Source organism: Petrotoga mobilis SJ95 (assembly GCF_000018605.1).
Lineage (GTDB): Bacteria > Thermotogota > Thermotogae > Petrotogales > Petrotogaceae > Petrotoga > Petrotoga mobilis.
On sequence record NC_010003.1, the window covers coordinates 1,631,540 to 1,656,635 of the forward strand.

General features: G+C 32.8%; 28 protein-coding genes. 12 read left to right on the forward strand and 16 right to left on the reverse strand.

Annotated features, from left to right (window positions below):
- Positions 1-201: 201 nt before the first annotated feature.
- The 7 genes from PMOB_RS07760 to PMOB_RS07770 all read right to left on the reverse strand — a co-directional run bounded on the left by PMOB_RS07760 (position 202) and on the right by PMOB_RS07770 (position 3,698).
- A complete protein-coding gene (locus PMOB_RS07760) occupies positions 202-1,005 on the reverse strand; it encodes a hypothetical protein (RefSeq protein WP_012209313.1) in 804 nt (267 codons plus the stop codon).
- 266 nt (positions 1,006-1,271) lie between these two features.
- Positions 1,272-1,436, reverse strand: a complete 165-nt coding sequence (locus tag PMOB_RS10675; protein WP_231282467.1) for a hypothetical protein — start codon at positions 1,434-1,436, stop codon at positions 1,272-1,274.
- A 75-nt stretch (positions 1,437-1,511) separates the two neighbouring features.
- Positions 1,512-1,670, reverse strand: a complete 159-nt coding sequence (locus PMOB_RS10680) for a hypothetical protein (protein ID WP_196793024.1) — start codon at positions 1,668-1,670, stop codon at positions 1,512-1,514.
- Positions 1,671-1,872: 202 nt separating this feature from the next.
- On the reverse strand, positions 1,873-2,037 hold the full coding sequence (locus PMOB_RS10685) for a hypothetical protein (RefSeq protein WP_155811088.1): 165 nt from the start codon (positions 2,035-2,037) through the stop codon (positions 1,873-1,875).
- Positions 2,003-2,158: a hypothetical protein gene (locus PMOB_RS10860; protein ID WP_196793025.1), complete on the reverse strand. Its 156-nt coding sequence runs from the start codon at positions 2,156-2,158 to the stop codon at positions 2,003-2,005. The genes PMOB_RS10685 and PMOB_RS10860 overlap by 35 nt, the downstream gene beginning before the upstream one ends.
- Positions 2,155-2,967 (reverse strand): ABC transporter permease, encoded by an 813-nt coding sequence (locus PMOB_RS07765; RefSeq protein ID WP_012209314.1) that lies wholly within the window; start codon positions 2,965-2,967, stop codon positions 2,155-2,157. Before PMOB_RS07765 ends, PMOB_RS10860 begins: the two co-directional genes overlap by 4 nt.
- Complete coding sequence (locus PMOB_RS07770; protein WP_155811089.1) at positions 2,964-3,698, reverse strand: AAA family ATPase; 735 nt, start codon at positions 3,696-3,698, stop codon at positions 2,964-2,966. The genes PMOB_RS07765 and PMOB_RS07770 overlap by 4 nt, the downstream gene beginning before the upstream one ends.
- A gap of 93 nt (positions 3,699-3,791) precedes the next feature.
- Here PMOB_RS07770 and PMOB_RS07775 point away from each other — a divergent pair, with 93 nt between their 5' ends.
- On the forward strand, positions 3,792-5,054 hold the full coding sequence (locus PMOB_RS07775) for an IS110 family RNA-guided transposase (RefSeq protein WP_012208365.1): 1,263 nt from the start codon (positions 3,792-3,794) through the stop codon (positions 5,052-5,054).
- Between the two features lie 78 nt (positions 5,055-5,132).
- Here PMOB_RS07775 and PMOB_RS07780 read toward each other — a convergent pair whose 3' ends face one another.
- From PMOB_RS07780 to PMOB_RS10695, 8 genes are all read right to left on the reverse strand, one after another.
- Complete coding sequence (locus tag PMOB_RS07780; protein WP_049755303.1) at positions 5,133-5,513, reverse strand: ATP-binding cassette domain-containing protein; 381 nt, start codon at positions 5,511-5,513, stop codon at positions 5,133-5,135.
- A gap of 21 nt (positions 5,514-5,534) precedes the next feature.
- On the reverse strand, positions 5,535-6,227 hold the full coding sequence (locus PMOB_RS07785) for an ABC transporter ATP-binding protein (protein WP_012209315.1): 693 nt from the start codon (positions 6,225-6,227) through the stop codon (positions 5,535-5,537).
- 43 nt (positions 6,228-6,270) lie between these two features.
- Positions 6,271-8,760, reverse strand: a complete 2,490-nt coding sequence (locus tag PMOB_RS07790) for an ABC transporter permease (protein ID WP_012209316.1) — start codon at positions 8,758-8,760, stop codon at positions 6,271-6,273.
- Between the two features lie 43 nt (positions 8,761-8,803).
- A complete protein-coding gene (locus PMOB_RS07795; RefSeq protein WP_012209317.1) occupies positions 8,804-9,790 on the reverse strand; it encodes a S8 family peptidase in 987 nt (328 codons plus the stop codon).
- A 27-nt stretch (positions 9,791-9,817) separates the two neighbouring features.
- Positions 9,818-11,086 (reverse strand): radical SAM/SPASM domain-containing protein, encoded by a 1,269-nt coding sequence (locus PMOB_RS07800; protein WP_012209318.1) that lies wholly within the window; start codon positions 11,084-11,086, stop codon positions 9,818-9,820.
- On the reverse strand, positions 11,067-12,122 hold the full coding sequence (locus PMOB_RS07805; protein WP_012209319.1) for a radical SAM/SPASM domain-containing protein: 1,056 nt from the start codon (positions 12,120-12,122) through the stop codon (positions 11,067-11,069). The genes PMOB_RS07800 and PMOB_RS07805 overlap by 20 nt, the downstream gene beginning before the upstream one ends.
- A 146-nt stretch (positions 12,123-12,268) precedes the next feature.
- Positions 12,269-12,433: a hypothetical protein gene (locus PMOB_RS10690; protein ID WP_155811090.1), complete on the reverse strand. Its 165-nt coding sequence runs from the start codon at positions 12,431-12,433 to the stop codon at positions 12,269-12,271.
- Positions 12,434-12,615: 182 nt separating this feature from the next.
- The gene (locus PMOB_RS10695; RefSeq protein ID WP_155811091.1) at positions 12,616-12,759 is read right to left on the reverse strand and encodes a hypothetical protein; all 144 of its coding nucleotides are present in this window, start codon (positions 12,757-12,759) and stop codon (positions 12,616-12,618) included.
- Positions 12,760-13,123: 364 nt separating this feature from the next.
- On the opposite strand from PMOB_RS10695, the gene PMOB_RS07810 reads away from it, so the two are divergent.
- The 7 genes from PMOB_RS07810 (at position 13,124) to PMOB_RS07840 (ending at position 19,732) form a co-directional block, all read left to right on the forward strand.
- A complete protein-coding gene (locus tag PMOB_RS07810; protein ID WP_012209320.1) occupies positions 13,124-14,842 on the forward strand; it encodes a hypothetical protein in 1,719 nt (572 codons plus the stop codon).
- Positions 14,843-15,100: 258 nt separating this feature from the next.
- Positions 15,101-16,063 (forward strand): 2-hydroxyacid dehydrogenase, encoded by a 963-nt coding sequence (locus PMOB_RS07815; RefSeq protein ID WP_012209321.1) that lies wholly within the window; start codon positions 15,101-15,103, stop codon positions 16,061-16,063.
- Between the two features lie 10 nt (positions 16,064-16,073).
- Positions 16,074-16,724 (forward strand): endonuclease III domain-containing protein, encoded by a 651-nt coding sequence (locus PMOB_RS07820; RefSeq protein ID WP_012209322.1) that lies wholly within the window; start codon positions 16,074-16,076, stop codon positions 16,722-16,724.
- Positions 16,703-17,182 carry a tRNA (adenosine(37)-N6)-threonylcarbamoyltransferase complex ATPase subunit type 1 TsaE gene (gene tsaE, locus PMOB_RS07825; protein WP_012209323.1) on the forward strand — a complete coding sequence of 160 codons (480 nt, stop codon included), beginning with the start codon at positions 16,703-16,705 and terminating at the stop codon, positions 17,180-17,182. Before PMOB_RS07820 ends, tsaE begins: the two co-directional genes overlap by 22 nt.
- A 4-nt stretch (positions 17,183-17,186) precedes the next feature.
- Positions 17,187-18,185 (forward strand): hypothetical protein, encoded by a 999-nt coding sequence (locus PMOB_RS07830; protein ID WP_012209324.1) that lies wholly within the window; start codon positions 17,187-17,189, stop codon positions 18,183-18,185.
- Positions 18,178-19,203 (forward strand): tRNA preQ1(34) S-adenosylmethionine ribosyltransferase-isomerase QueA, encoded by a 1,026-nt coding sequence (gene queA, locus PMOB_RS07835; protein WP_012209325.1) that lies wholly within the window; start codon positions 18,178-18,180, stop codon positions 19,201-19,203. The genes PMOB_RS07830 and queA overlap by 8 nt, the downstream gene beginning before the upstream one ends.
- 154 nt (positions 19,204-19,357) lie before the next feature.
- On the forward strand, positions 19,358-19,732 hold the full coding sequence (locus PMOB_RS07840; RefSeq protein WP_012209326.1) for a flagellar protein FlaG: 375 nt from the start codon (positions 19,358-19,360) through the stop codon (positions 19,730-19,732).
- 3 nt (positions 19,733-19,735) lie between these two features.
- Here PMOB_RS07840 and PMOB_RS07845 read toward each other — a convergent pair whose 3' ends face one another.
- Complete coding sequence (locus PMOB_RS07845; RefSeq protein ID WP_012209327.1) at positions 19,736-20,641, reverse strand: tRNA dihydrouridine synthase; 906 nt, start codon at positions 20,639-20,641, stop codon at positions 19,736-19,738.
- Positions 20,642-21,226: 585 nt separating this feature from the next.
- Between PMOB_RS07845 and PMOB_RS07850 the strand changes: the two genes are divergently transcribed.
- The 4 genes from PMOB_RS07850 (at position 21,227) to PMOB_RS07865 (ending at position 24,973) form a co-directional block, all read left to right on the forward strand.
- Positions 21,227-22,933: an ABC transporter ATP-binding protein gene (locus PMOB_RS07850; protein ID WP_012209328.1), complete on the forward strand. Its 1,707-nt coding sequence runs from the start codon at positions 21,227-21,229 to the stop codon at positions 22,931-22,933.
- 297 nt (positions 22,934-23,230) lie between these two features.
- Positions 23,231-23,410, forward strand: coding sequence for a hypothetical protein (locus tag PMOB_RS07855; RefSeq protein ID WP_041534123.1), 180 nt, complete (start codon positions 23,231-23,233; stop codon positions 23,408-23,410).
- Positions 23,411-23,414: 4 nt separating this feature from the next.
- Complete coding sequence (locus PMOB_RS07860) at positions 23,415-24,329, forward strand: ABC transporter ATP-binding protein (RefSeq protein WP_012209329.1); 915 nt, start codon at positions 23,415-23,417, stop codon at positions 24,327-24,329.
- Positions 24,326-24,973: an ABC transporter permease gene (locus PMOB_RS07865; protein WP_012209330.1), complete on the forward strand. Its 648-nt coding sequence runs from the start codon at positions 24,326-24,328 to the stop codon at positions 24,971-24,973. Before PMOB_RS07860 ends, PMOB_RS07865 begins: the two co-directional genes overlap by 4 nt.
- Positions 24,974-25,096: the final 123 nt, after the last annotated feature.

The following is a 25,096-nucleotide window of genomic DNA, read 5'->3' on the forward strand; positions in this document are numbered from 1 at the left end:
TTTCGAAAAAAGGGCAAAAAAGATATCACTCTTTCAGAAATTAAAATAAAGAAAAGAGTGATATCAAAATTTAGCAAAATTATAGGCAGAAAACAAATACTTGACATTAATATTAAATTAGTCTTCTGCACAGCTACTTCAATAATTCTTTTATCTCTTCTATCGTTATTTCTAACAAGTTATCCCCTCGTATAAACACTTTTAAGAAGCATTCACATAGTCTTTTAAAGCTGATCCGATTCTTTCTAATAAAGAATCCATATCACGAGTTTTGTTCAATCTTTTTAGGGTGTTCCAAAAAATATATATTCCAGTAAGACTCCCTATAAAGTCTACAATAAAATCTACCATTGTATCGAAAAGGCTGTCCTCTTGCGCCAGTCTGTATCCAGGATAACCTCTAAAGATTAGATCAGAAATAAACTCTCCTATTTCCCAAAACACTCCTATTGTCATAACAATAGAAATGGTAATAACAAATATTTTTAGAAAGAAAAAAGACATTTTCGTCTTGGTCCAAACTAGTTCAGACCCCATTACCAAAGGATATATAAGAAATGAAAGCCAAATACCTCCCGTAAAATGAATAATAAAATCGTAAATTTCAAAAGTATCATAAAAGTGGTACCACAACCCAAATACACTATGTAATGAAATTTGAATTATTGTTACTGTACGTATTTCTTCAAGAACCGTAGACTTTGTTACCCATTCAAAAATCCAAGTTAAATAAACTCCAAAGGCACTTAAGAGGTATCCTAAAAAATGAGGTAAGTTAAAATTCCAAATGCTTCCTATAATAGGGATAAATACAACAAAAGAAAAAAATAAGTTAACGGTTCTTAAAATAGAATAAACGGTTGAACTTGAAGTAAACATGGTTTCTTTCACTACAGGATCTCTTACCAAAAAGTGATGGATTTTGTCAAATTCTATTTTTGCTTTTTTCAATGTTTTTGAAAATCTTGGTGTAATCAGCATCACCTCATTTTGAGTCTTTTTCATATTCTATAATTCATCTTAATTATATAATTTAGATACAAAAACAAATCGCGTTGGAGGCAGATAATTAATTTATTTATCGTCCTCCCACACCACCATACGTACCGTTCGATGGACACCTTACCTCTTTCGACTAGTCCGCTACCTGGCCCACAGCGGACTTTCACCGCTTAGCTATTGCCCATGCTGGGCGATCGGGTAGGAGGTAGATAATTAATTTATCTACCGTCCTCCCACACCACCGTACGTACCGTTCGGTATACGGCGGTTCAACAGGATTGATGTCTGTATCCTTTCACATCGTTTCTTCCTCTTTCAGACGTAGAAGTTATATTAGGCGCTTCTACATTATTTTCAGGCTCTCCCTTATCTTCATGTAGGAAACCTTCTAATCGAAGTTGTATGCCTTTTCCATGTCCCTTCGCATCTTTCAAGATTCGAAACCTCCTGTTGTTCAGTCCTTCCTCATCTCTCAATGAGTACTATGACCTCTGCTGACTTCTCAAGATTCAGCCATACATTGCTGTATGGGTTGCCTTATCAGCATATTCTTGAGATCTCCCCAGGTAAGTGCAATAACTTTCATCCCATCTATTCGCCAGATCTACTCCGTGAAGTTCTGGGTAGCTGTTGGACTTCGTTTTGAGTGGCAAACTCGTCCACTTCACTTAGCCTTGTATCTGGTTCTTGTTCATCGAACCGGGACTTTGCCTTTGGCTTCCTTCAGATTCCACCTCACGGTGGACACCCTTGCCTTTGGCTAGTGGTTCCCGCTACCTGGCCCACAACGGACTTTCACCGCTTAGCTATCGCGCATGCTGGGCGCACCACCAAAGAGAGGAAGTATAACTTTCCTCTCTTTTTCGGTTCTTACCAAAGAATAGTTGTTTTAGGAGTTTCACGCCATCCACAACCATCAATGTATTGAGAAACCTCTGGAAAGTACTCCTCGCAATCATCCCTGCAACCAAGAGGATTCACATTATTATATCCATTAACATCAACCTTCAATTCTTCTTCTGGTCTTACTTTCATTTGTTTCACCTCCTTCCACTTTTATTTTTACTATTTTCTCTGCAGGATTGCTACTTGCCGGCAAATAGTTATAATCTTTCGCTATGTTTTTACAAGCCATTAAACCATTTCTTCTTGTCAATACTCTATCAAACTACCTGTTTCTCTTGCTTTATTGAAACCAAATCTGAATAACAACAATCCCAAGGGAATCGTCAGTAAACTCATGATGATCAAAACTATTATTTCATTCTTCACATCAACAAAGGTAGCCCCTGTTAGCAAGGACTTTCTCAATGCACTTAAGGCATACGTAGGGGGAAGAAAGTAAGAGATACTTCTTAACCAAACAGGTAGTATGGAGATTGGGTACAACACACCGCTTAAAAGTCCAGAGAGTGTACTGAATACCCAACTTATGGGGTCTCCCATCTTTGTTATCATTATTACTCCCGCACTCATCAGTCCTATCCCACTTATACATATTATTGATAGGATCAATATGAATAAAGATAGGGTTATATTTACAGTCATCTGTATATTAAAAATTAGAACTAAGAACAAAAAAATAACCCCAACGTTCATAGTTGTCCATATGAAACTATTTATCCCATTGAAGATCAATAATTGCCATAATGGGGTGTTACTCATAAGAAGATATTCAAGAGTCCCCATCGTTTGTTCCGACCTTATAGAATTTTTGAAAGAATCCAAAGCAACGGAGACATAACTCATATACATCGTTCCTGTTATCAAAAAAGCCATCAAGTCTCCACCGTATGGTGCGAGCATGGGGAAGGTGTTCCCTTCTTCCAAAAAGGTAGCCATGAAACCAAACCTCAAAACCCCTATCAGCATACTTGCTATTCCAAGTATCGCGTAAGTCTTGTAACTGAAGTTTATAACGAATCCCCTTTTTATGAATATCCATAATTTCCTTAAAAAGTTCATCTCTTATCATTCCTCACAAAATTCATGAATACCTCTTCTATCGAAGGTTGTTCAACATTTATTGTAAGTATCTTTCTATTTTCTTTTTTCAATTTTTCTATCAGTGGATCGAGTACCTCTGATGAGTTCTCAACTTCTATTTCAAACTCATCTTCTTTCAAGCTTCTAAAATGGTTTATCTTTCCTTTGATTCCATCTTTAGAGATCATCTCTTCAGATACAAACTTATCTGTTTTTACTTTTATTATCTCTTTTTTCAACAACTTCTTGAGGTTCCCTTTTTCATCAACTGCAAGCATTACTCCTTTATTCAGTATCCCTATCCTATCACCGAGGAGTTCCGCTTCGTGCATGTCGTGTGTGGAAAGTACGATACTTTTGTTCTTGTTTTTGAGTGAAGAGATTATTTGCCTTATCTCATTAGCACTTATTGGGTCTATTGAAGAGGTTGGCTCGTCGAATATGTATACATCTGGTTCGTGTAACAAGGCCCTTGCCAGAGAGAGTTTCTTCTTCATCCCAGTTGAATACTTCATGTATTTTAAATCTTTTGCGTCTTCTAAGTTGAACAGCGAGAGTAGATATTTTATTCTTTCTTCTATGATATTTGATGATACAATATAAGCATAAACAACTATTTTCTTTAAAAAATGAGTGGGTAGTAGAACGCTTATTCTTTCTGAACTTTTAAGTTCGTTTAAAAGTTTGTTCGCTACCCACTTTCCGCCCATAAATCCGATACTTGATTGACCTTTCAAGGCCGTATTAGAAGGATGATTGCAAAAGGCGGATCCTCAAACAATACTAAAGCGAGGTGAAAAAATATGTATTTTGTAGGTATTGATATTTCTAAAAACTCTTTTCATTACTACATCTCCGATTCAGGTAGGACCAAAATCGATAGTGGTAAATTCAAACAGAATATGAGTGGTTTCACCACTTTCGACAAAATTCTTAAAAAGTTCAACAAAAGAGAGATTATAATTGGTATGGAATCCACTTCTATTTACCATCAACATTTGTTTTCTTATTTACTTAAACACGATTATGATGTCCATATCATTAATCCCCTTTTGTTGAAAGAATTCAGAAAAAGTGAAACTCTTCGCCATTCTAAAAACGACAACATTGATTCCAAGCTGATCTCCATTTGGCTGAAAGAAAAGTATCCAGACAACATCCCTTCTTCTAAGGAGATAGATAATTTCACTCAATACTCTCGCGAGATCATTAACCTTTCTGAGGAGATTTCAAGGGTTAAGAATGAAATCAAACGTTATGTCTACCTTTTGTTCCCTGAATTGGAATCTTTTCAATCTAATATCTTTATCAAGAGTTTAATGAATTTATTGTATAACTTCCCTTCTGCAAGGAAGATCGCTACAACCAACAAAAAACAGCTTATTGATGCGATGAAGATAGATAATCAATTGTATTTCGATGAAAATAAGTTGGACCAAATCATTGAACTTTCTAAAAATTCAATAGCAAGTGGCAACGATGCGCATGAGTTAGCTCTTCAAAAAAGAATAGAATTGTTGTTCAAACTTGAATCAGATCAAAAGCTCTTCAAAGAAAAATTGAAAGAAACTTTGAACAATTCATCAAACGATGTAATTAAAAACCAGGTAGAATTAATACAATCTCTTGATGGTTTCAATGAAACAGCTTTAAATATTGTAGCAGAAACAGGAGATATTAACCGATTCTATTCTGCTTCTGCCCTGGTGGCTTTCGTTGGCATCGATCCTCGTACAGAGGAATCAGGTCAAATGAAAAAAGGCTGGTTCATCAATAGAAAAGGTAACAGATACCTAAGAAAAGCTGTTTACATCGCTGCCATCGTTGCTATTCAAAACAATGAATACTTCAAGAATTATTACATGAAACTACGTACTCGAGGTAAATCACATACTGTTGCTGTGTTAGCCGTAGCGGGAAAATTGTTGAGAATAATATATTCACTGGTAAAGAGTGGGAAAAAATATGATTCTGACTATCATTACAAATTACAAAATCAAGAACTGAGAGCTCATGGCAATTATACAGCAAAAAAATTAAAAAGGAAAAGAGAAATAGTAACCTGAATAAACAACAACTGCTACTTTCAACCTAGAAGTATGACTGAATGAGGATTTTTTAAATAGAAAATATTTAAAATTTTTTTAATTAAATAGGGGACTATCATACTTGACTTTTAAATATTTACCTTTCAACCCATACAATGTACCAAAGAACTCGAGGTTTTGATACCCGTTAAGCCTGTAGTAAAAAGACCTTTCAAATCCTGTCGATAATCCTATCGATCTTCTGACCTTATACTCATCTTTTTTGATGTTGTATCCATTAACCCAACCATCACCGTACGTTGGTAGAATGAGAGTGGAAATAGTCTTGAGAAATGTGGTTTTACCGGCACCGTTAGGACCGAGTAAAACAAATATCTCCCCACTTTGAATGGATAGATTTATGTTTTGTATGGCTTTTATTTCTTTCCTTTTTACTTTGAATATCTTTGTTAGATTCTGTGTTTTTATTGTTTCCAATGTTGAAACCCCGCTTTTTATTTATTTTACAACATTAGCATTGTGCTCTTCTTTTTCTATTTTCCCATCAACTAAGGTTATTGTTCTATCTGCTTGTTTCGCTAATTTCAAATCATGGGTTACCATCAGTATCGTCTGATCGTACTCTTTGTTTAGATCTCTAAGTAATTCCATAACCTCTGATCCTGTTTTTGTGTCTAAGTTTCCTGTTGGTTCATCTGCCAGAATTATCGCCGGTTTGTTTACCACCGCCCTGGCAATGGCTACCCTTTGTTGTTCCCCTCCCGATAGTTGGCTTGGAAGTTTATTTTTCTTGTCTTTTATATTCAAAAATTTTAATACATCATCTATGTATCCCCTATCAGGTTCTTTTTCATCCAACAGTATAGGCAAAAGGATATTTTCTTCTACCGTTAAAACAGGTATTAGATTGTAAAATTGAAAGATAAATCCCACCTTTTGTCTTCTGAACTTAGATAATTCTTCTTCGGATAATTCAGAGATATCTTTTTCTTCAATGTATATTTTTCCAGAACTTATACTATCAAGCCCACCTATAAGATGTAATAATGTGCTTTTCCCAGAACCACTTGGTCCCACTATTGATATAAATTCTCCCTTTTCTGACGAGATCGTTATCCCTTTCAACGCCCAGACTTCATTTTCTCCTTCGCCATATTTCTTTTTTAAATCTTCCGTTCTCAATATTTCCATCGTTTCTCCTCCTTAGTCTGTGAATAATTTATTCATTTACATGTTATTGCTCTATATCTCTTATAGATTCAATTATTGAAGTTTTCTTCAATCTGTTAAAAGGTATCAACGTTATCAACATTCCACATAGTATCGTTACAACAAATATCAACAGTATTTGTAGCCAAGGAATCATAAATTTAATGTACGCTCCATTTGCTGCCATAATGGCAAACCAAAATATCCCTACAATACTTCCAACTATTATTCCCCAGATCCCTCCTTTTGCTGAAAATAAGAATCCTTCTATCATCATCATTTTTCTTAGATTCTTTTCATTTAGACCTACCGCTCTCAGTATGCCATATTGCGTTGTCCTTGTCAGAATGTTGGTTGAAATTGAATTGGCTATACTCGAGATAGATATAAAAAAGATTACCGTCCCAAATATGTATAGAATATAGACGGTGGTGTTTACAAATTTTTCTACATCTTCCATTACGTTTCTAAAGGATACTACTTCCCAACTTCCTTTTGAAGTTGCTATCTCGTTTAACTGATTTTCTACATATGTTCTATCTGCATCTTCATCGAGGTTTATGTATATCTGGCTGTAATTTTTTTTATTGCTTAACTTATTAAAGGTTTCTTCTGATACTATCATCATGGGAGATGGGGGATTACTATCGTGTAAGTAATACGGTACCTCTTCTATCAAAGCAACGATTTCGAGTTTTGGATAATTTGATAGTTCCTCCACATTTCCCTCTATGGTTAAAGGTATCAGTTCTATCTCATCTCCAACCTTTAACGGATAATTATCCAAAGAGATATCTTCACTAAAAAGTTTATCATTGTACTCAACAATAACATAATTCCCATTTTTAAGTTTTTCTATATCTATTTTTCCTTCCAATAGGTACTCATTGCATTCTTCCAACATTTCATCTGAATAGGAAAAAATATAGATAGAAGTTAGGTATTCTCCGGTTCTATTTAACCATTCTTTTTGAAACTCGTCCATATAATCTTGGTTCAAATAAAGTTCATCAATAACTCCTGAATCGAAAGATAAAGGATACTTTGACTCAACTTTAAGACCTTTTACTTCTTTTACTCCTTCTATGTTTTTCACTTCTTCCAACGTCTCATCAGAGAAACCACCATCAGCAAAAAACCTTTCATCTACCAATAGATAATCTGATTTTATTTTTTTTGTTGCCGCTTGAAGAGGGTCAAAACTTGAAGTTATATAGGCGATTGAAACAAACAAAGTCACCAAAAGTGTGATAGATACCAAGGTCTTTCTTGTTTGTCCTATGTTACTTTCCATATCTTGACTTGCGATTTTTCCTGTTATACCAAAAGCTTTTTCTGTCCATTTATGTTCTTTTCTTCTTTTATTTTTTTTATTTGTTTTCAACTTTTCTGTTATCCTAATTGCTTCCATAGGACTTATATTTTGAGTTTTTCTTGCAGGTAAGAAAGAAGAAATGTATATCGAAATTATCCCTACAAAAGCAGATCCAATGATTATACCGGTGGTTATTTGTATGTTTTTTGCTAAATCAGTTAACCCAAATATCGGTAGGAATAGGTAAGGTAAGACGATTCCCAATATTATTCCAATGGGGATAGAAATCAATGCATACATTGAGGCTTCTCTAAATATAATACGTCGAACTTGTGTTGGTGTTGCCCCTATCGCTCTTATCCTCCCAAACTCTCTTATCCTTTCCAAAACTGATATGTTCAAAATATTGTATATAGCTGTAATAGCTACTGATACAATGAGAATCGTCAATAGTATTGTGGGTAGACTGTTCCCTCCATATAGTTCGATTGTGCTCTGCAGAGTTTTGTTTAAATAATAATCATCTTCGCCTATCCTCAAACTCCTTGCGATATCTTTTGTTATTTCCTCCATCTTTTTGGGGTCTTTGTAAGTTACCAGAACTACAGTTGAACTTTGGACGGCCTCCTTAGAGATTTCTTCTACCAAGCTTTCACTTATTAGGGCAAGATCAACACTTGCATATGTCTCTTTTATTATCCCTGATATGGTTAAAGTGTAGATATTACTTCTGTTTGATAAATTGATCACCCTTATTTCTTTCCCGAGAGGTTCGTTGAGCCCTAGCCTTTCAGCGACGTCTTTCTCAATTACTATTTCGTCGTAGTTTTTAGGTAGATCTCCTTCTAAAAGCTCAATGTTCACAATTTTTAAAGCTTCTTCATCCATATATTGTAAATTTAAGTTCACGTTTGTACCTTCAATGATTGATGCAGTACCTGACCTATTTTCTCCAAGGGCTATTATCCTTGGATCTTCTTTTAATATTTTTATTTGGTTTTCACCGAGATTTTCGAAGACTGCGTGGTAGTTACCTGTAATTTGGGTTATTTGATTTATCTGTTCGTTAAAAGATGCAGTTCTATATACCCAAAAAAATGTAACTAAAGCAATTGCTAAGATATTAGTTACAATAATCGCTGTTGTTCTACCCTTTTTCATCTTTACATACTTATTGCCCAGTTGTTTATAATTTTTCATTTGCCCACCTCTTTCACAATATTTTTAGAAACGGTAAAAATATCTACCTTAGAAGTCTTTGTGATTCTTGATCGATCTTTTCAACCAAATTATTTATTGTAAAAAAATGGAAAAAATTGTAATCTTGATAATCTATTTTTATTTTCAAATGATCTTCTAAAGTTTTCAATAAGTAATAGGCTTTTGTTTTGATGCCTTGAAACCATAAAGGAATACTTTCATCAAATTTTTCCCCCAAAACTTCCTTAACACAATAAAGTACCTCATTATAAATTTCCAACTGATTCGTTGTTAAATATTTTTTCCCGTCATACTTCCAAATATCCTTTCTTGCAATGTTCCTGTTTTTAACTTGCCAACATTCTTTTTTTAAATTCCTATTTACTTCTTCAAAAGTTTTTTCTTTTCTTTCTTTAGATAAAATGCTAGCTATCTTAGCGGTCAGATGTGCTGCAGCGATGCTACTTCCGCCCATCAACCTATATAAATTTTTTTTGTAAATAACCATTTGAGGCACTCCTTGTGCATAAAATTCATCTTTATACCAATAAATATTCTGTCTATTTTTAATAAATCCGAAAAAAACCTTAAAAACATTTTTTATATCTGCAGGAACACACTGTTTAACCTCTAAAGGCCTGGCTGCCACCATTAAAATCTTTTTTTCATGAGCCTGCTTAACCAATTTCTCTAATTCCTCTTTGTACTCCATACTTTCTGTACCTAGACTCATATGAATTATATCCACACCTAAATCTAATGCGTCTCTAATCGCTTGAATCATTAATTTCCCATTGGATGCGTTATTTTCATTCAAGATGCGTATTATATAAAATTTTGAACTATTTGTTTCATAATTAATTATGCCGCCTATTGCTGTCCCATGTCCATTGGTATCAGAAAAATCAAATGTGTGACGAATTCTTCCATCTTTTAATGAATATCCATGTCCACCAATGATCGAGTTTTTAGGTATAGAAATATGATCATCCAACCCACTATCTATTATAGCAATTTTAACTTCTGTCATTAGAGAAATTCTCCTTCTGCATACATTTCAAACTTCCCAAGCTAATTTCTGGTAATATTCTCTCATTTGTTCGCATCTTTCTTTTCTGAATTCTTCATTTGTAAAAAGGTGATAATCAAGTCCCGGGCATCCTTTTGTACAAAAATACCTAACATTACAATCTTTGCATTTATCAACGTTGTCGACAACACATGTTTCCAATTTTTTCATAACGTCTTTGTAATTTTTAATTTTTCTAAAATCATCTTCCATTTCTAAAACATTACCTATCTTAAAAGCAGGGTAAATCAATACTGAACATGGATAAATATCACCTATTTCATCCACATAAAAACCATTTTTCCCTGCTTTACAATAATTTTTTGCGTTTATTTGTTTTTTTAAGTTTCTCAGTTCTTTTTCGTTTTCCCTTGACAAAGTAAAATCCAAATCTCTTTCGATATTAAAGATATCATAATTTTTCTCTCCTCTGCCAACCCTATCAAACCCTCTAAAGACTGGTTTAACCCCTAAATCTTGACATAATTCTTTGAATTCCTTATTATGATGAACGTTTTGCCTTGTGTTTACCATCGAAACTCTAATTTCTTCCACACCAAAACTTTTTAAATACTTAATACCATCGATTACTTTTTGATATGTACCTTCACCCCTAATAAAAGCGACACTTTTTTCATCGTATCCATCTAAACTGATATCAAAAGCATCTACATTTTCACTTAAGAATTTAGCCATCTTTTTACTTATTAATGTACCATTAGTCATGATTACTATTTTCCCTTTGAAATTCTTCCGCAAATAAGAAATAATTTCAGGAAAATCTTTACGTATAAGCGGTTCTCCTCCGGTTATAACAACAATTTTAAGATTCATTGCTATAAAATAATCGAAGATCTTATATATATCTCGAAGATTCAATGTTCCTCTAAACACTTCATTAGCACTTGCTGTGCAATGTTTGCAATTTAAATTACAACTATTGGTAATGGCAAAAGTCACCTCTTCCAATTCATAGTTTTCTTCATTTGAAGAAGTTAGTATATTGATTTCCCAAAGCTTCTTTATCAATTCTTTTATATATAACTTTTCATTTTGAGCAACGTTTATACTTTCTATTTCACCTTTTATTTTATCCAATTCCTTAATTTCTATTAGTTCATTTAATAGTTCATAAAATCTTTCTTCAATCCTTACCCATAACCCTGTTTGGGTTTGAGCCAAAATAATCTTATTGTTGTTTTTTAAAATTTTAGTGTATTTGTTCCATTCTACCTTATTATTTGAAAGTGTACTCATCACTTTCCCTCCTTTTAAGTACGTTGGCAATCTTAAAAATAAGCTTTTCATAAGCACAAAAAAAGCCGTTTGGCTTATCCATTTTACCCGTCATCGCATAATTTAAGTAAGTGCATCGCTTGCTTTCACAAAAATTAAAATACACACAACCTTGACATAATTCTCGCACTGGTTCAGCGTTTAAATATAATGGCGTTTTTAAATTCATCGGTTCTGAAACGTTACCCAAACAAAACTTTTTCCTTTTTGCCACATAATTGCATGGATAAATATCCCCATTGGGAAGTATGTAAAATTGGTTAACTCCACCATCACAAATCCCATAATTTTTGATCTCATATTTATGCTTTAAAAAGGTTATTTCAATACCTTTATTGTTATACTTATTTAAATAATCTTCTAAAATTTGAAAGGACTGCTCTTCTAATATTTTAAAATTTTCTTCTGTCCATTGAGGATCAAAAAAGTCTGGTATTGGTTTTATATTCTTAAATCCTAAATCAACCAAAAACCTCACACTTTTTCTTAAATAAGGAACAGTTTGAGAAGTAAAAGTTAATCGTGCATATGAATCAGGTAATTCCTTTAGTAAGGTTCCCACCCTCTTTTCTATTGTTGCCCACGACCCTTTGCCATTCTTAAATTTTCTATAATAATCGTGAACTTCTGGGATCCCATCAACACTTAAAGTAACTGGGAGTTGATTTTCTTTGAAATAATTTATTATCTCTTTTGTTAGAAGAGTACCGTTAGTTGTCATATGAAAAAAGATTGGGATTCCCTTTATTTTCTTTTTGATTTCCTTAGTAAAAAATGTTATTAAATCAAAACGTAAAAGAGGCTCGCCACCAAAATATACAATATTTATATGTTTTCTTTCACTTTTCTTTCTTTTTTCAATCTCCGATTTTAAAGATATAAAGTCGACTATCTTTTCTTTTGTTTCATCTTTCATTTCTTCACCGTTTTTTTCTCCAATATAGCAATAAGAACATTTTAAATTGCAATTGTTTGTCAACCATATACTAAAAAGCATACCTTCCACCTCTTTCTAACAAGCAATTCATCCATTTTTTGAAATCTCAAACCCCTATTTCTTATACTCATATTCTTTTCTGAATATTATATTGGTTTGATTAACTGAAGATAGGGGAAGTATTATTCCCCTACCTTTTTTAACCCTCAGAAAATAGGACTAGTGTTATCTGTTTCACGCCATCCACAACCATCAATAAATTGCGAAACCTTTTCAAAATATTCGTCGCAATCATCGTCACAACCAAGAGGATTCACATTACTATATCCATTAACATCAATCTTCAATTCTTCTTCTGGTCTTACTTTCATTTGTTTCACCTCCTTTCACTTTTATTTTTTTCTACTTTTCCTGCAGGATTGCTACATGCCGGCAAATAATTCCTATCCTCACAATCTTTTACTTCAAAAACTTATATACTTACTTTTTTAAATCTTGTAAGTTTTTTTTCAACTGTTGCTTCTTGGACAAAGTAAATACATCAACTAAGCCTTTACTCTACTTTTTCTACAACACTTACAATCTCTGTTGGTTTTAAACCAGATGTGCCATCTTCTCCCCCATCATCCCCTCCAAAAACAAATATACCCCCTAACACCAGAACAGTGATCAACAAAGCAACAATAAATTTCTTCATCCTCTTTCACCCCCTTGAATTATTCTTTTGATTTAAAACTAATATCTCAAATAATCCAATCCCTCATTTTAATCATACGCTTTTCCATATGATTTTCAACTGTTTTTTTATTGGCTTCAAATATGTATTTATAAAGTATTGCAGAGATCGGCCAAAAAACTAACGTTAAAATTATTTACGATGGTTTTTATCTGATATAATGCATTTGTTTTTCTTTTGGTTATTATAAGAGAGTTATGATATAATTAATTTTAGAATAAAAATAGAAGCTTCAAGAATCGTTAACATTCCAAAGGAAGGGTTTTTGAAGTAAATTTTATTTTATATTTTTGTTGCTATTGGGTAAAGGAAAGAGGGTTGAGAAATGAACATTAAACTACTGGATAAAATTGTGAGTAAAGGACAGTTCATAAGACCTATTTTGAATTATGTTGTCCATTATTTAGAAAGTGATAGATCAGATAAAAATAAAAACATCATCAATTACATAAACGTTTTAAAATTAAAATGGGATGTTAAATACGATGAAGCCCTTGAGATAATAGATGAAGAGTTACAAAAGTTAAAAAAAGGTGCTTTGTATTATCTTTTTTTGGATCAAAAAATTCAAATATTGAATAGAATTAAACAGAAAGAGGATGTTAAAAAAGTATTCGACGAACTAAGAGATAATTTTGATAATATACCTGTTTATGTCAGAGGCCTTGTTGTAGAAACTTTAAGAAATATACATGAATTGTATTATGCATCCGATGAGAATATGGAAAAGATAAGATATTGGAGTGAGAATTACGAACAAAACCCTGTTGATAAAGGTTTCATATTACTATCAAAAGCAAGAGGAAAAAAGAACGAAGAAAGATACGAAGAAGTAGTTTCTTTAAACATCGAAGCTTTTAAGATTTTAAAAACTATTCCACATCCTTCTGGCATGGTACAAGCTTTAAACAATGTATCTTGGTGGTTGAAAAATATAGACAAAGAAAAGGCTTTATCTTTTACTTTTCCATTGGGATTCTATCTTGGTTACTATTTTGATGATAATAACTTTAAAGTTTTCAATTCCCTCGATACTATGTTTCAAGTGCAGAAGAATAACAACGATCCTTTGGTTTATGAATCCGCCTTTATCTTTTCAAAGTGTTTATCTCAACTAAACAAAGCGGAAAGTGAATCGATAAAAAATACTTTTAAAGATATCATTAACCAATTAAAATACTTTGTATTCAATTTGGATAACAACCAACATAGAAGTACACCAAAACTAAGAGATTTCATAAGGAAAGAGATAGGAAAAGAAAAGATACCCATAGATTCAATAAACATTTCTGAAAAAACGTTGAAAGAGTTTTTATTTGAAGAGACACAGTACATTCAACCAAGTACCTTGAGAAACATAATAGATGCTCTTGAGTTTGAAATCACCACATCCACACCTATATGTATAATCAAAGAGTTAAAAAAGAAGGATATAGATAAAAAGTTTGAGATAAACCTTGAAAAGTTTAAAAACCTTCCAAAAGGAAGACAAATATCAGAACTCTTTACCTCTTACCTCGTTCATTACTACAAAGAAGAGATTGATCTAAAAAAGATAATTAAAGAGATAGAAGATGACAGTTTAATTGAAGAAAGATGTGATTACTACACGAAAGAGTTAATAAACTATATCTTTGAAAGAAATCCAAAGATAAATTTTAATTCTTTACTAACAAACGTTCAAGAACCAAAAATCTACACAAACAAAAATATAACCTTCAACGAACATCCTTTTTATTTGGGAAGGAAAGAAGTTATAAAAAGGTTTATGAAAGACTTAAATAAAAAGAATTTAAAAGAGTTCATTGAAAATTACATTGGTCTTGATACAAGACAAAAAAAGACAGTAGAAAAGTTCATAATGAATTACGGTAGGTACTATGATTTAAAGGATATACCAAAAGAATTCACACCGAAAGTACCAAAAGAGATTGATCCATTTGTGAGAAAATATACGTTGAAAAGAAAACCTTCTGCAATTTCTTTTTATGTTTTTGAAGGAGAAGAAAGAGAAGAGTTTGTTAAAATTATCGGCAATTTTTAATTGAAAAACTCTCGCATTCGGTCAATTAGATATCTCTTTTTTTAAAAAATCTTTGTTTATACAATGCTGCAAGCAAATGATGCCATATCCTTAGCTTTCTATTATGATATAATTAAAGCGAATATTTGAGAATGTCACAAGAAGCAAAGCTTTCTTCGATTCATTTTTTTATAGGTGGGCAGCGGGGCGGAAGGGTGCTAAAAACTTTTATAGTCTAAGGGCATTAAAAATACCCAATCCCAATTAGGAGGTCCAAAAATGAAAAAAGTTTCAATAACCTACAAAATCCCTGAAGCAGGTATAGATTTGCTAAAAGGTAAGTACGATATTTGGATCAATCCAAAGGATAAGCTACTCACCAAAGAAGAATTAAAAGAAATAGCGAAAGAATCTGATGCATTAATTACGATGTTGGCAGATCCGATTGATAGTGAAGTGTTAGAAGCAGGAAAGGATAGGTTGAAAATCGTTGCAAACTACGCTGTTGGATACAACAACATCGATATCCAAAAGGCAAAAGAGTTAGGGATATATGTAACTAATACCCCTGATGTATTAACCGAAACAACCGCTGATTTAGCCTGGGCGTTGATGTTGGTTGTTGCCAGACGAATCGTCGAATCTGATGCCTTTACAAGAGAAGGTAAATTTGATGGCTGGAAGCCTGAATTGTTTCTGGGAACCGATGTGTACGGTAAAACCTTGGGTATCATAGGATTTGGAAGTATTGGTCAAGCAGTTGCCCGAAGGGCAATAGGGTTCAATATGAAGGTTTATTACTATCAGAGACATCGTCTCTCCAGTGAAAAAGAAAAGGCCTTGAATGCCACTTATTTAAACTTGGATGAGCTTTTGAAGGTTTCTGATTATGTAAGCTTACATGTGCCTTTGACTGACGAGACTTATCATATGTTGGATCGAGAAAAACTATCGCTATTGAAGAAATCTGCCTTTGTTATTAACACAGCAAGAGGTCCAGTGATAGATGAAGAAGCGTTATACGAAAAACTAAAAAGTAAAGAGATTTCAGGAGCTGCTTTAGATGTGTATGAGAATGAACCTCAATTAACACCAGATTTAAAAGATTTGGATAACGTAGTACTAACACCACATATTGGTTCTGCTTCACACGAAACAAGAAGCCGAATGGCTCAGATGGTAGCAAAAGATATAATACAAGCTTTGGATGGAGAAACACCTGAACATTTAATTTGGAGGTAGAAATTAAATATTGAATAAAGTTTATGAAATATACAAGGATCTTTACGGGTTTTATGGTCCGCAGCATTGGTGGCCCGCAGATAATTGGTTTGAAGTAACTGTGGGGGCTATTTTAACACAAAATACCGCTTGGAACAATGTTGAAAAATCTATAGAAAATTTGAAACAACGTGATCTATTAGAACCAGAAAAGTTATCTAAAATCAAAGAAGATGATTTGGCTCAATTGATAAGATCTTCGGGTTTTTACAATCTCAAAAGTAAACGTTTGAAAAACTTCTTAGAATGGTTAAAAAAATATAATTATGATATAGATAAGATTAAAAATAAAAGTGTAACCTCTTTAAGGGAAGAACTGTTAAGTATAAAAGGCATAGGAAAAGAAACGGCTGATTCAATACTTTTATACGCCTTTGAAATGCCAGTTTTTGTTATCGATGCTTATACAAAAAGAATGTTTTCACGATTGGGTTTAATATTGTCTAGAGAATACGACGAGTTTCAAGATTTTTTTGAGAAAAACCTGACAAAAGATGTTCAGCTTTACAACGAATACCATGCGTTAATAGTTAAGCACTCAAAGGTTTACTGTAAAAAAACGCCTAAATGTTCTGATTGTTTTCTAAAAGAAAAATGTAATTGGGGAGTGAACAACCTATAATATCTTACAACAAATTCAACCTAAAACAAATCCAAAAACTTGGAGCAACTATTTCTAAATATCTTTTCCCGGGAGCTAAGTTATTACTTTTTGGCAATTTAGGAACGGGGAAAACCACGTTGACATCTTATATAGTTAACAGTTTGAGCAAAACTCCCGTAAACGTAACAAGCCCAACTTTTTCCCTAATAAAGGTATACAACACAAATCCAACAATATATCATGTCGACTTGTATAGGTTAAACGATCCTCAAGAGATAGAGTACTTGGATGTTTTTTTGGATCCTGAAGGGGTATATATAATTGAATGGGCAGACTTTTTGGATTATTTAACCCCCGAAGAAAGATTGGAGATTCATATTTCGTACAATGAAGATATTAAGTATAGGGATGTAAAAATCGAAGGATTTGGTGAAAAGTACAAAGAGATGGAGGCTATTATAGAAAAGGAGCAGTAGTTTTGTGTCAATTCAGAGAATTTTTAACGTTATCTCAGAAAAAGATTACAAAGAACATAGCCAAAAAGCAAGAAAAATAGTTGAAAAGGCTAATAGTATTCTCAGAAAACCTCGAGAATTAAACGAAAGAAAAATGTTTTGGGTTTACAGAGTTTTAGGAAAAGACGCCGAACTAAAAATACCAAAAAAACATATAAACGATTTCCAATTTTTGATAATGCATATTTTAAAAAAGCCAAAAGAGAATAGATTCGCCGATTTAAGAAGTTATTACAAGTTAAAAGAAGAAACGATTGAAAACTTGAAATTTTTACTTTTTCCAGATAAGTTTCCACCAGGTGGCTACAATGAGAAATTAAAAAAGTATGGGGTAGAGTTTTACAATCCTCAAGTTATATTAAAAAGGCTGGATTTTAAGGATTTTATAGACTTATACGCACTAATAACATACATACCTTTAGATGTGAAAACTCCCTTTGTACAAGACCTCATAGACGAGATCCTAAGCATTGATCCTATCGATACAAAGATCTCGTTGTACAAAAAAATAAAAGAAATATTTAAGAGTTTAGGCCCTTACGAAAAACAGATGGTGGAACTTCAATTGAAAAATATCTCTTACTACCATTATAGGCTTATGAGCAAAGGATCGATTAAAGGTGTTATTATCGATGGTAGCAACGTTGTAAGGTACAATGATCAAGAAAGTATAGTTAGATTGGTTGATTTATTGGATAATCTCTACATAGAAAATATGACGTTTTTCCCTGCGATAATAGTATTCGATAAAAACATTGAATACGTTTTAAAAAGTGAAGATGACAAGGATATTTTAAAGAGAATGTCCGAAAAAAAGAGAATTTACTTTGAATCACCTGCAGATGAATTGATAGTTCATTTTAGTAATAAACTTGGTTATTACATGATTTCACAAGATAAATTTAGTGAATATCGGTTTGATAAAGACAAATTATTGGAACTTCGGAGGTTTGTAGATGAGTGAACAGAGCTTTGACTTAGAGCAGTATAACTACGAGTTACCTGAAGAGCTTATAGCCCAAGAACCTGTTGAACCAAGAGATAGCTGCAAGCTGATGGTGCTAAATAGAAGAGTAAAAAGTATCGAACACAAAGTTTTTAGGGATATAAAAAATTATTTACGACCCGGCGATTTGCTTGTTTTAAACAATACCAGGGTTATCCCTGCAAGATTGTACGGCAAAAAGGAAACAGGTGCTAAAGTTGAAGTTTTACTTTTAGAAAAAGATGGAAACGATAAAACATGGAAAGCTTTGGTAAAGCCAGGTGGAAAGATAAAAAAAGGCAACAAACTTATCTTTGAAGATGATTTAGTTTGCACAGTAGTAGAACATTTGGAAGACGGATCTAGAATTTTAGAATTTGACGATCCCAACTTTTTCTCAAAATTGCCAAAAATTGGCGAAGTCCCTTTACCGCCTTATATTAAAAAACAGATCGATGATCCAGAAAAATATCAAACTACTTACGCAAAAGAAGATGGTGCCGTGGCTGCGCCAACCGCTGGTTTGCATTTCACACAAGAGTTAATAGACGAGCTCACCGATTACGGTGTTAGATTTGCTGAAGTTACTCTTCATGTAGGTTTAGGAACCTTTAGACCTGTTAGCGCGGCAGATATAAGGAACCACCAAATACATGAGGAGTATTATACCGTATCAAAGAGTGTGCTTCGCGATATAGTTAGAGCTAAAGCCGAAGGTAAAAGGGTAATAGCCACAGGAACAACGGTTGTTAGAACGCTCGAATCAATTGCCAGAAATCCAGACAAACTCGCTGGTAAAACAGATCTATATATTTATCCGCCTTTTGAATTTAAAATAATTGATGCTATGATCACCAATTTTCATCTACCGAAATCTTCACTTCTTTTTCTTGTTTCGGCATTTGCTGGTCAAGATTTTATTATGAACTCCTATGAAATTGCTAAAGAAAAGAAATATAGGTTTTTTTCGTTTGGAGATGCTATGTTCATAATTTAATTTCTATATTACACACTTTAGAAAAAATTTCAACATAATATTTAAATTTTAAAAGGGTCACAGGGTGGGTTAAAGAAAGTATTCTTTATATTAAAGTTTATTAAATCTTAGACGATAAAAAAAATGAATAAAACTTTGAAGGTTGGGTGATATTATGGGAATATCAAATATTGGGGGAAAAGAAGACTTTTTGATTAACAATCCTATATCTAATAGGCAGCAAATGGAAATGGTGAATGCCAATTTGAAAAATCCTGAAAATTCAAACCAGCCAATCCAAAAAGAAGAGATTACTCCTGACGAACTCGACAAAGTCACTAAGATAATTGAAGATAGATTAAAAAAGCTATCCAATATTTTCAAAGGAGAAGCAAAGTTTGAAATAGAAAGGGATTTGGATATTATTGTTGTAAAAATTATAGATAAAGATAGCAAGCAAATTATAAGACAGATACCACCTGAAGTCTCTGTGAAACTTGCCAAAGCCCTAAACGATGTTCAAGGCATATTACTTGATGAAATAGCCTGATCATTAACGTTTTAATGTTTTATAAACCATTTCGGCGACATCATTATAAGATAAAAGTAGATCTAAATTTCTTCTTATCTCTTTTGCACCTTCAATCCCAGAAAAGTATTTCATTAATACTTTTCTGAATTTTTTTACTGCATAGACCTCTGAACCATAAAATTCAATCATAAGTTTCAAGTGCTCTAAGCAAGTATCGATTCTTTCATCTATAGTCGGATTATAATTATTCTTTGTGAATATCCAAGGGTTACCGATAGCACCCCTTGCTACTAAAACAAAATCTGCACCATAATTCAACAAATAATCATCTATATCTTTTTTACTAAACACATCTCCGCTAGCCCCTAAAGGTATAGTGATCTTCGCTTTTAACTTTTTTAATATTTCTCTATTTGCGATCCCACTGTACATTTGTGACCTAGTTCTACCATGAACAATAATATAATCAGCACCTGCTTTTTCCACTGTTTCAGCTACTTCTTCTATATTTATTTGATCGTATCCTAATCTTACCTTTACTCCAACTGGCAAATCAATACTCTTTTTTAAATTAAAAACTATATCCCCTAATAATTTTGGATTTTTCAATAAAGCTGCCCCTGAACCTTTTTTCACTACTTTATTGACAGGACAAGCAGCGTTTATATCTATCCAACTAGCTAAATGCTGGATGGATTTGGCTGCCTCGATAAATTTTGTTGTCTCATTGCCAAAAAGTTGTACGCCTATATTATCTTCGCCCTTCTGAGGAAGCATTTTTTCAACTTTTTCGTTTTCTCTTATTATTGAATCTACGGAAATCATTTCAGTGAAAGTAAACTTGGCCCCAAACCTTCTGCAAATCTCTCTAAAAGGGTAATCTGTATAATCAGCCATCGGAGCTAAACCAATTTGATTTTCTAACATCCACTTACTCCTCCTGAATCTTATTCGTAATTTATTTTAGCTCTTTTCATTAAACAGCTATATACACTAATTTTAAATCTACATACAATAACTAAATTCAAAAATTTTTAGTAAGAATATAAAAATTATTGAATTATTTTATTTTTATACTTGACATTCTTTATTTAATCTGTTATAATTTTTCTGAAATATTTGAAATCAGTTTAAAATTATTAAAGGAGGTTATAAAAATGTTGAGAAAACCACTGAAAAAAATTAAAAAGGTAGAATCTTATCACACTGCTTATGACATACTTTCGGATGAATTATGGCAGGTTTATCTCGAAAACATAAGGAAATTGTGAAAGTAAAGAATATAGATGGATAGTTTAGGACCCTATTTTTCCTTCCTAAGATGGGTGCTGTGGGAGGACGGTAGATAAATTAATTATCTACCTCTACCCGATCTTCCTTATGGGTGGGGAGCGGGGTAAAAGGGTGCTAATAAAAATCCTTTTCCTATCGGGTGGGGAGCGGGGGAAGGGTGCTAAAACGAGTTTTAGAATTTCTAAAGAAAAAAACTTATTTATAGGGGGAAGTTAAGGTATGAGTTTGTACACAAGAAGATTGATAAGATATGGTATAAAAAATTATAAAAAGTATATGGTTTTCGTGTTTCTTTTGGGTGTTGCTGCTTTAGCGTTAGCAGCTTTGAGACCTTTTTTCATTCAGTTTTTAATCGACGATATAATATCTTTTCAAAGAATTAATATACTGCCTTTTTTCCTTGTCTTTTTAATCGGTATAGTAGCTTTAGAAAGAGTTTTCAATTATTTTTTCAATACTTATCATCGAAAAGTTAATTTTATTACTATCAAAAACGAGCAGATGAACCTTTATAATAAAATTCAAAACTCAAAATTTGTTGATTATTCTAAGATGGATTCTGGGGATATAATGAGTAGGTTATTGTCTGATATTGATGAAACTTCTTATGCAATGGCCCTTGTATTACCAACCATGTGTTTAAACTTTTTGAATTTAATAGTTACTTCTGCTATATTGACTTATCTGAATTGGCAATTATTTTTGATAGTACTTGCTTCTTTACCTTTCTATTGGCTTATTATAAGAAGTTCACAAACAAAATTGCAGAATTATTCAAAAATAGAAAGAAAATCTTTTGGAAAATTAACTTCTTCTATAAAAGAAAAGTTAGATGGTCAATTAATTATTAAAGTATTTGGGAAAACAAAATACTTTTCAAATTCATTTTCCAAGGATGCGGAAAATTGGGCTATACAAGCGACTAAAGCAGGGATATTTCAAATAACCATTTTAAATATAGCCTTTTTTATCAGTTATGTAATTCCTGTGATTATATTAGGATTTGGAGGAGTACTTGTGATAAGAGGGAATATATCTTTGGGAACTTTAATAGCTTTTTATTCTTTTGTGCCATGGATATACGAACCCATAGGAATCATAAATGAAAATTTGGTTCAACTACAACGGGTTGAACCTCTAGCTGAAAGATTCTTTGAAATCCTCGATATGCCTGAAGAGGAAGGTGATGGTATATATCTTTTCCCCGAGGATTACAACATCGAATACAAAAACGTCTCATTCAAATACAGAGACGAGATAGTTTTGAAAAACATAAATCTCTCCATTGGCAAAAACGAAAAGGTAGCGTTGGTAGGAACGAGTGGATCCGGCAAAAGTACTATGGTGAGTCTTCTTGTGAGATTATATGATCCCACAAACGGTAAAATACTATTAGGAAATAAAAACATAAAAGATTACAAATTACAAGAAATCAGAGAAAAGATAAAGTTAGTCAGAGGTAACGAACCCTTATTCAACATGACGGTCAAAGAAAACATAATGCTGGATGATGAATTCACCGAAGAAGAATTCATGAAGGCGGTAAAGAAAGCGAAGGTAGATAAATTCATAGGGCTTTTAGATGAAGGATACGATACTGTAGTGGGAGAAAGGGGAAGTAAGCTATCAGATGGGCAAAGGCAGAGAGTAGCGATAGCAAGAGCATTGATAAGGGGACCAAAAGTATTGATACTGGATGAAGCAACGTCAGGGGTAGATTCACAGACAGAAGAAGAAATATTTGATGAATTGAAAGAGTACGAGATGACTCTGATAATAATATCCCACAGATTATCGACGATAAGAAAAGCAGACAAGGTGATATTATTAAAAGATGGAGAGATAAGAGGAGAAGGAGTACACGAAGAGTTACTAAAAAATTCTCCCATTTACAAAGAAATAATAGAAAGTCAGTTGGTTGTATGAAAAGTTAATTAGCCATTATTTTCAAGAGAACCTAATTTCTGAAAAGACGCCCAACATGGGCGTTTTTAAATTAAAAATTGCTGATAATTTTGATGAACTCTTCTCTCTCTCTTCCTCTTCAAAAACATAAAAAGAAACAACAGAAGGTTTTCTCTGTAATACTTTATCAATGCGTATTTGAAACCATTTAAAAAAATACTTGAAAATCATTTGGAAAAGTGTATTATTAAAATGAGGGATTGGATTATTTGAAATTTTAGTTTTAATTTAAAGAATAATCTAAGGGGGAATATTAACATGTCTAATTTAGTGGCTGTTTTTGTGATTCTCACCATAGGCTACGCTTTACGAACAACATACGAGTTCCGCATTGGAGAAGGCAAAGGTTTTCTAAAATTATTCCTTAAAAATTTTGTAACACCAACATTAGTAATTTTATTTCTTATCATGCTATCTCATCTTTTAGGAGGAAGATAGATTTATGGATACGATAATATTAAAAGATATTCGAAAGGTTTATAAAAACGGGGTAGAAGCTTTGAAAGATATAAATATTTCAATAAAGGCCGGAGAAATTGTAGGATTGATAGGGCCAAACGGCGCAGGAAAAACTACCCTGCTAAATATAATATTAGGACTTTTGAAACCAACTGAAGGGGTTTCAAAAATTTTAGGGGTAGATACTGATAAGATGACCAAGCGTGAAAGAAAAAAGATAGGTTTTATTTTGGACGGACCTGGTCTATATGATGATTTAACCGTTGATGAAAATATAAAGTTCTGGAGTGAATTATATGAGGTTTCCCAAATACGGGGAGAAGCACTACTAAACCAATGGGGACTTTATGAAAATAAGGGAAGTTTAGTTAAGGAACTTTCCGCAGGTATGAAACAAAAGTTAGCCATATCAAGAGCATTTTTGCATGATCCTTCAATTGTTTTAATGGATGAACCCACGTCCAATCTTGATCCTGTAGCCAGGAAAAACATGGTAGAATTTTTAAAAAGCTTACATGATAAAGAAAAAACGCTTTTAATAACCTCTCATGATCTTTTCGATATAGAAAGAATATGTTCAAGGATAATACTTTTGAGAAAAGGACAAATAGTTGTATCTGGAAATATGGAAGAATTGAAAGAGGCTTTGGGAGTTAGAATGGGTGTAACGATAAAGGTAAGTAACAAAATTCCCGATGATATAATAAATGAGATTTCCAAGGATTCTGAAATAAATGTAATAGGGGAAAAAGAGTTGATACTCTCTGGGGATAAAATAAGTCCACCATCAGTAGTCCGATATCTTGTGAATAAAGGAATAGACGTTGAAAGGGTGGAAGAAGAAAAAGTAACGCTTGAGGATATATATACTTATATCGTGAAGGAGGACGAAGAATGATGAGAGCCCTAATTAAAAAAGAGTTACGAATGTTCATAAGGAAACGATTTCAATTATTGCTTTTTTTGACGGTTATTACAATCTTTATAATAGCGTTTAATTTGGAAAATTCAAATAATTTAAACCCTATTCTTATCTCCTCTTTTATGGTTACTTTTTTCGTGCCTTATTCATTTGGTTGGATAAGCTTTCAAAAAGAGAAGGAGAATAAAAACATCTCATACCTTTTGGCATCACCTTTAAATATAAAAGAAATATTCTTGGGGAAAATGTTGGCAGTATTATTGTTCACCCAGGTATTTATGTTATGGGGAGTTATTGTGCAATATATAACAAACATTTTTTTTATGGGAGTAATTCCTAGTTTTGAAATACTTTTGACGGTATTGATAGCCTTTCCGATTTGGTCGGCGGTACTTAGTGGGTTAGTTGGAGTAGGGCTTCTCGTGTTTGATAACCCTTTCATAATTAGAATCCTTCTATTTTTATTCATATTTTTTGTGGGAATAAATGGAAATCTGTGGGAAAAGTTAATTATTTTAGAAAAATGGCAAAATCTTATTTTGATATTTCTGGGATTAATGGCTATGTTAGGAATCATCTACTTCGTAGATATCTTTGGTAAAAGATTGATGGTTGAATAAGAAAAACAGATCCCAGAAAATATGCATATACTTGAGGGAAATTTGGTGTACAAGGTGAGTGCTACAATTTAGCGTGGAAATTTAGTTATACCAGAAAAAGCGAAGAGTAGATTTTTTAAAATT

Coding starts and splice junctions, on each gene's coding strand:
- PMOB_RS07855 (WP_041534123.1), top strand. CDS start 23,231: ATGTCTAATTTAGTGGCTGTTTTTGTGATTCTCACCATAGGCTACGCT.
- PMOB_RS07845 (WP_012209327.1), bottom strand. CDS start 20,641: ATGTTAGAAAATCAAATTGGTTTAGCTCCGATGGCTGATTATACAGAT.
- PMOB_RS10695 (WP_155811091.1), bottom strand. CDS start 12,759: ATGAAGAAATTTATTGTTGCTTTGTTGATCACTGTTCTGGTGTTAGGG.
- PMOB_RS07770 (WP_155811089.1), bottom strand. CDS start 3,698: ATGGGCGGAAAGTGGGTAGCGAACAAACTTTTAAACGAACTTAAAAGT.
- PMOB_RS07810 (WP_012209320.1), top strand. CDS start 13,124: ATGAACATTAAACTACTGGATAAAATTGTGAGTAAAGGACAGTTCATA.
- PMOB_RS07765 (WP_012209314.1), bottom strand. CDS start 2,967: ATGAACTTTTTAAGGAAATTATGGATATTCATAAAAAGGGGATTCGTT.
- PMOB_RS07760 (WP_012209313.1), bottom strand. CDS start 1,005: ATGAAAAAGACTCAAAATGAGGTGATGCTGATTACACCAAGATTTTCA.
- PMOB_RS07840 (WP_012209326.1), top strand. CDS start 19,358: ATGGGAATATCAAATATTGGGGGAAAAGAAGACTTTTTGATTAACAAT.
- PMOB_RS07805 (WP_012209319.1), bottom strand. CDS start 12,122: ATGCTTTTTAGTATATGGTTGACAAACAATTGCAATTTAAAATGTTCT.
- PMOB_RS10685 (WP_155811088.1), bottom strand. CDS start 2,037: ATGAAAGTAAGACCAGAAGAAGAATTGAAGGTTGATGTTAATGGATAT.
- PMOB_RS07865 (WP_012209330.1), top strand. CDS start 24,326: ATGATGAGAGCCCTAATTAAAAAAGAGTTACGAATGTTCATAAGGAAA.
- PMOB_RS07790 (WP_012209316.1), bottom strand. CDS start 8,760: ATGAAAAATTATAAACAACTGGGCAATAAGTATGTAAAGATGAAAAAG.
- PMOB_RS07815 (WP_012209321.1), top strand. CDS start 15,101: ATGAAAAAAGTTTCAATAACCTACAAAATCCCTGAAGCAGGTATAGAT.
- PMOB_RS07860 (WP_012209329.1), top strand. CDS start 23,415: ATGGATACGATAATATTAAAAGATATTCGAAAGGTTTATAAAAACGGG.
- PMOB_RS07785 (WP_012209315.1), bottom strand. CDS start 6,227: ATGGAAATATTGAGAACGGAAGATTTAAAAAAGAAATATGGCGAAGGA.
- PMOB_RS07850 (WP_012209328.1), top strand. CDS start 21,227: ATGAGTTTGTACACAAGAAGATTGATAAGATATGGTATAAAAAATTAT.
- PMOB_RS07795 (WP_012209317.1), bottom strand. CDS start 9,790: ATGACAGAAGTTAAAATTGCTATAATAGATAGTGGGTTGGATGATCAT.
- PMOB_RS07775 (WP_012208365.1), top strand. CDS start 3,792: ATGTATTTTGTAGGTATTGATATTTCTAAAAACTCTTTTCATTACTAC.
- PMOB_RS07800 (WP_012209318.1), bottom strand. CDS start 11,086: ATGAGTACACTTTCAAATAATAAGGTAGAATGGAACAAATACACTAAA.
- PMOB_RS10690 (WP_155811090.1), bottom strand. CDS start 12,433: ATGAAAGTAAGACCAGAAGAAGAATTGAAGATTGATGTTAATGGATAT.
- queA (WP_012209325.1), top strand. CDS start 18,178: ATGAGTGAACAGAGCTTTGACTTAGAGCAGTATAACTACGAGTTACCT.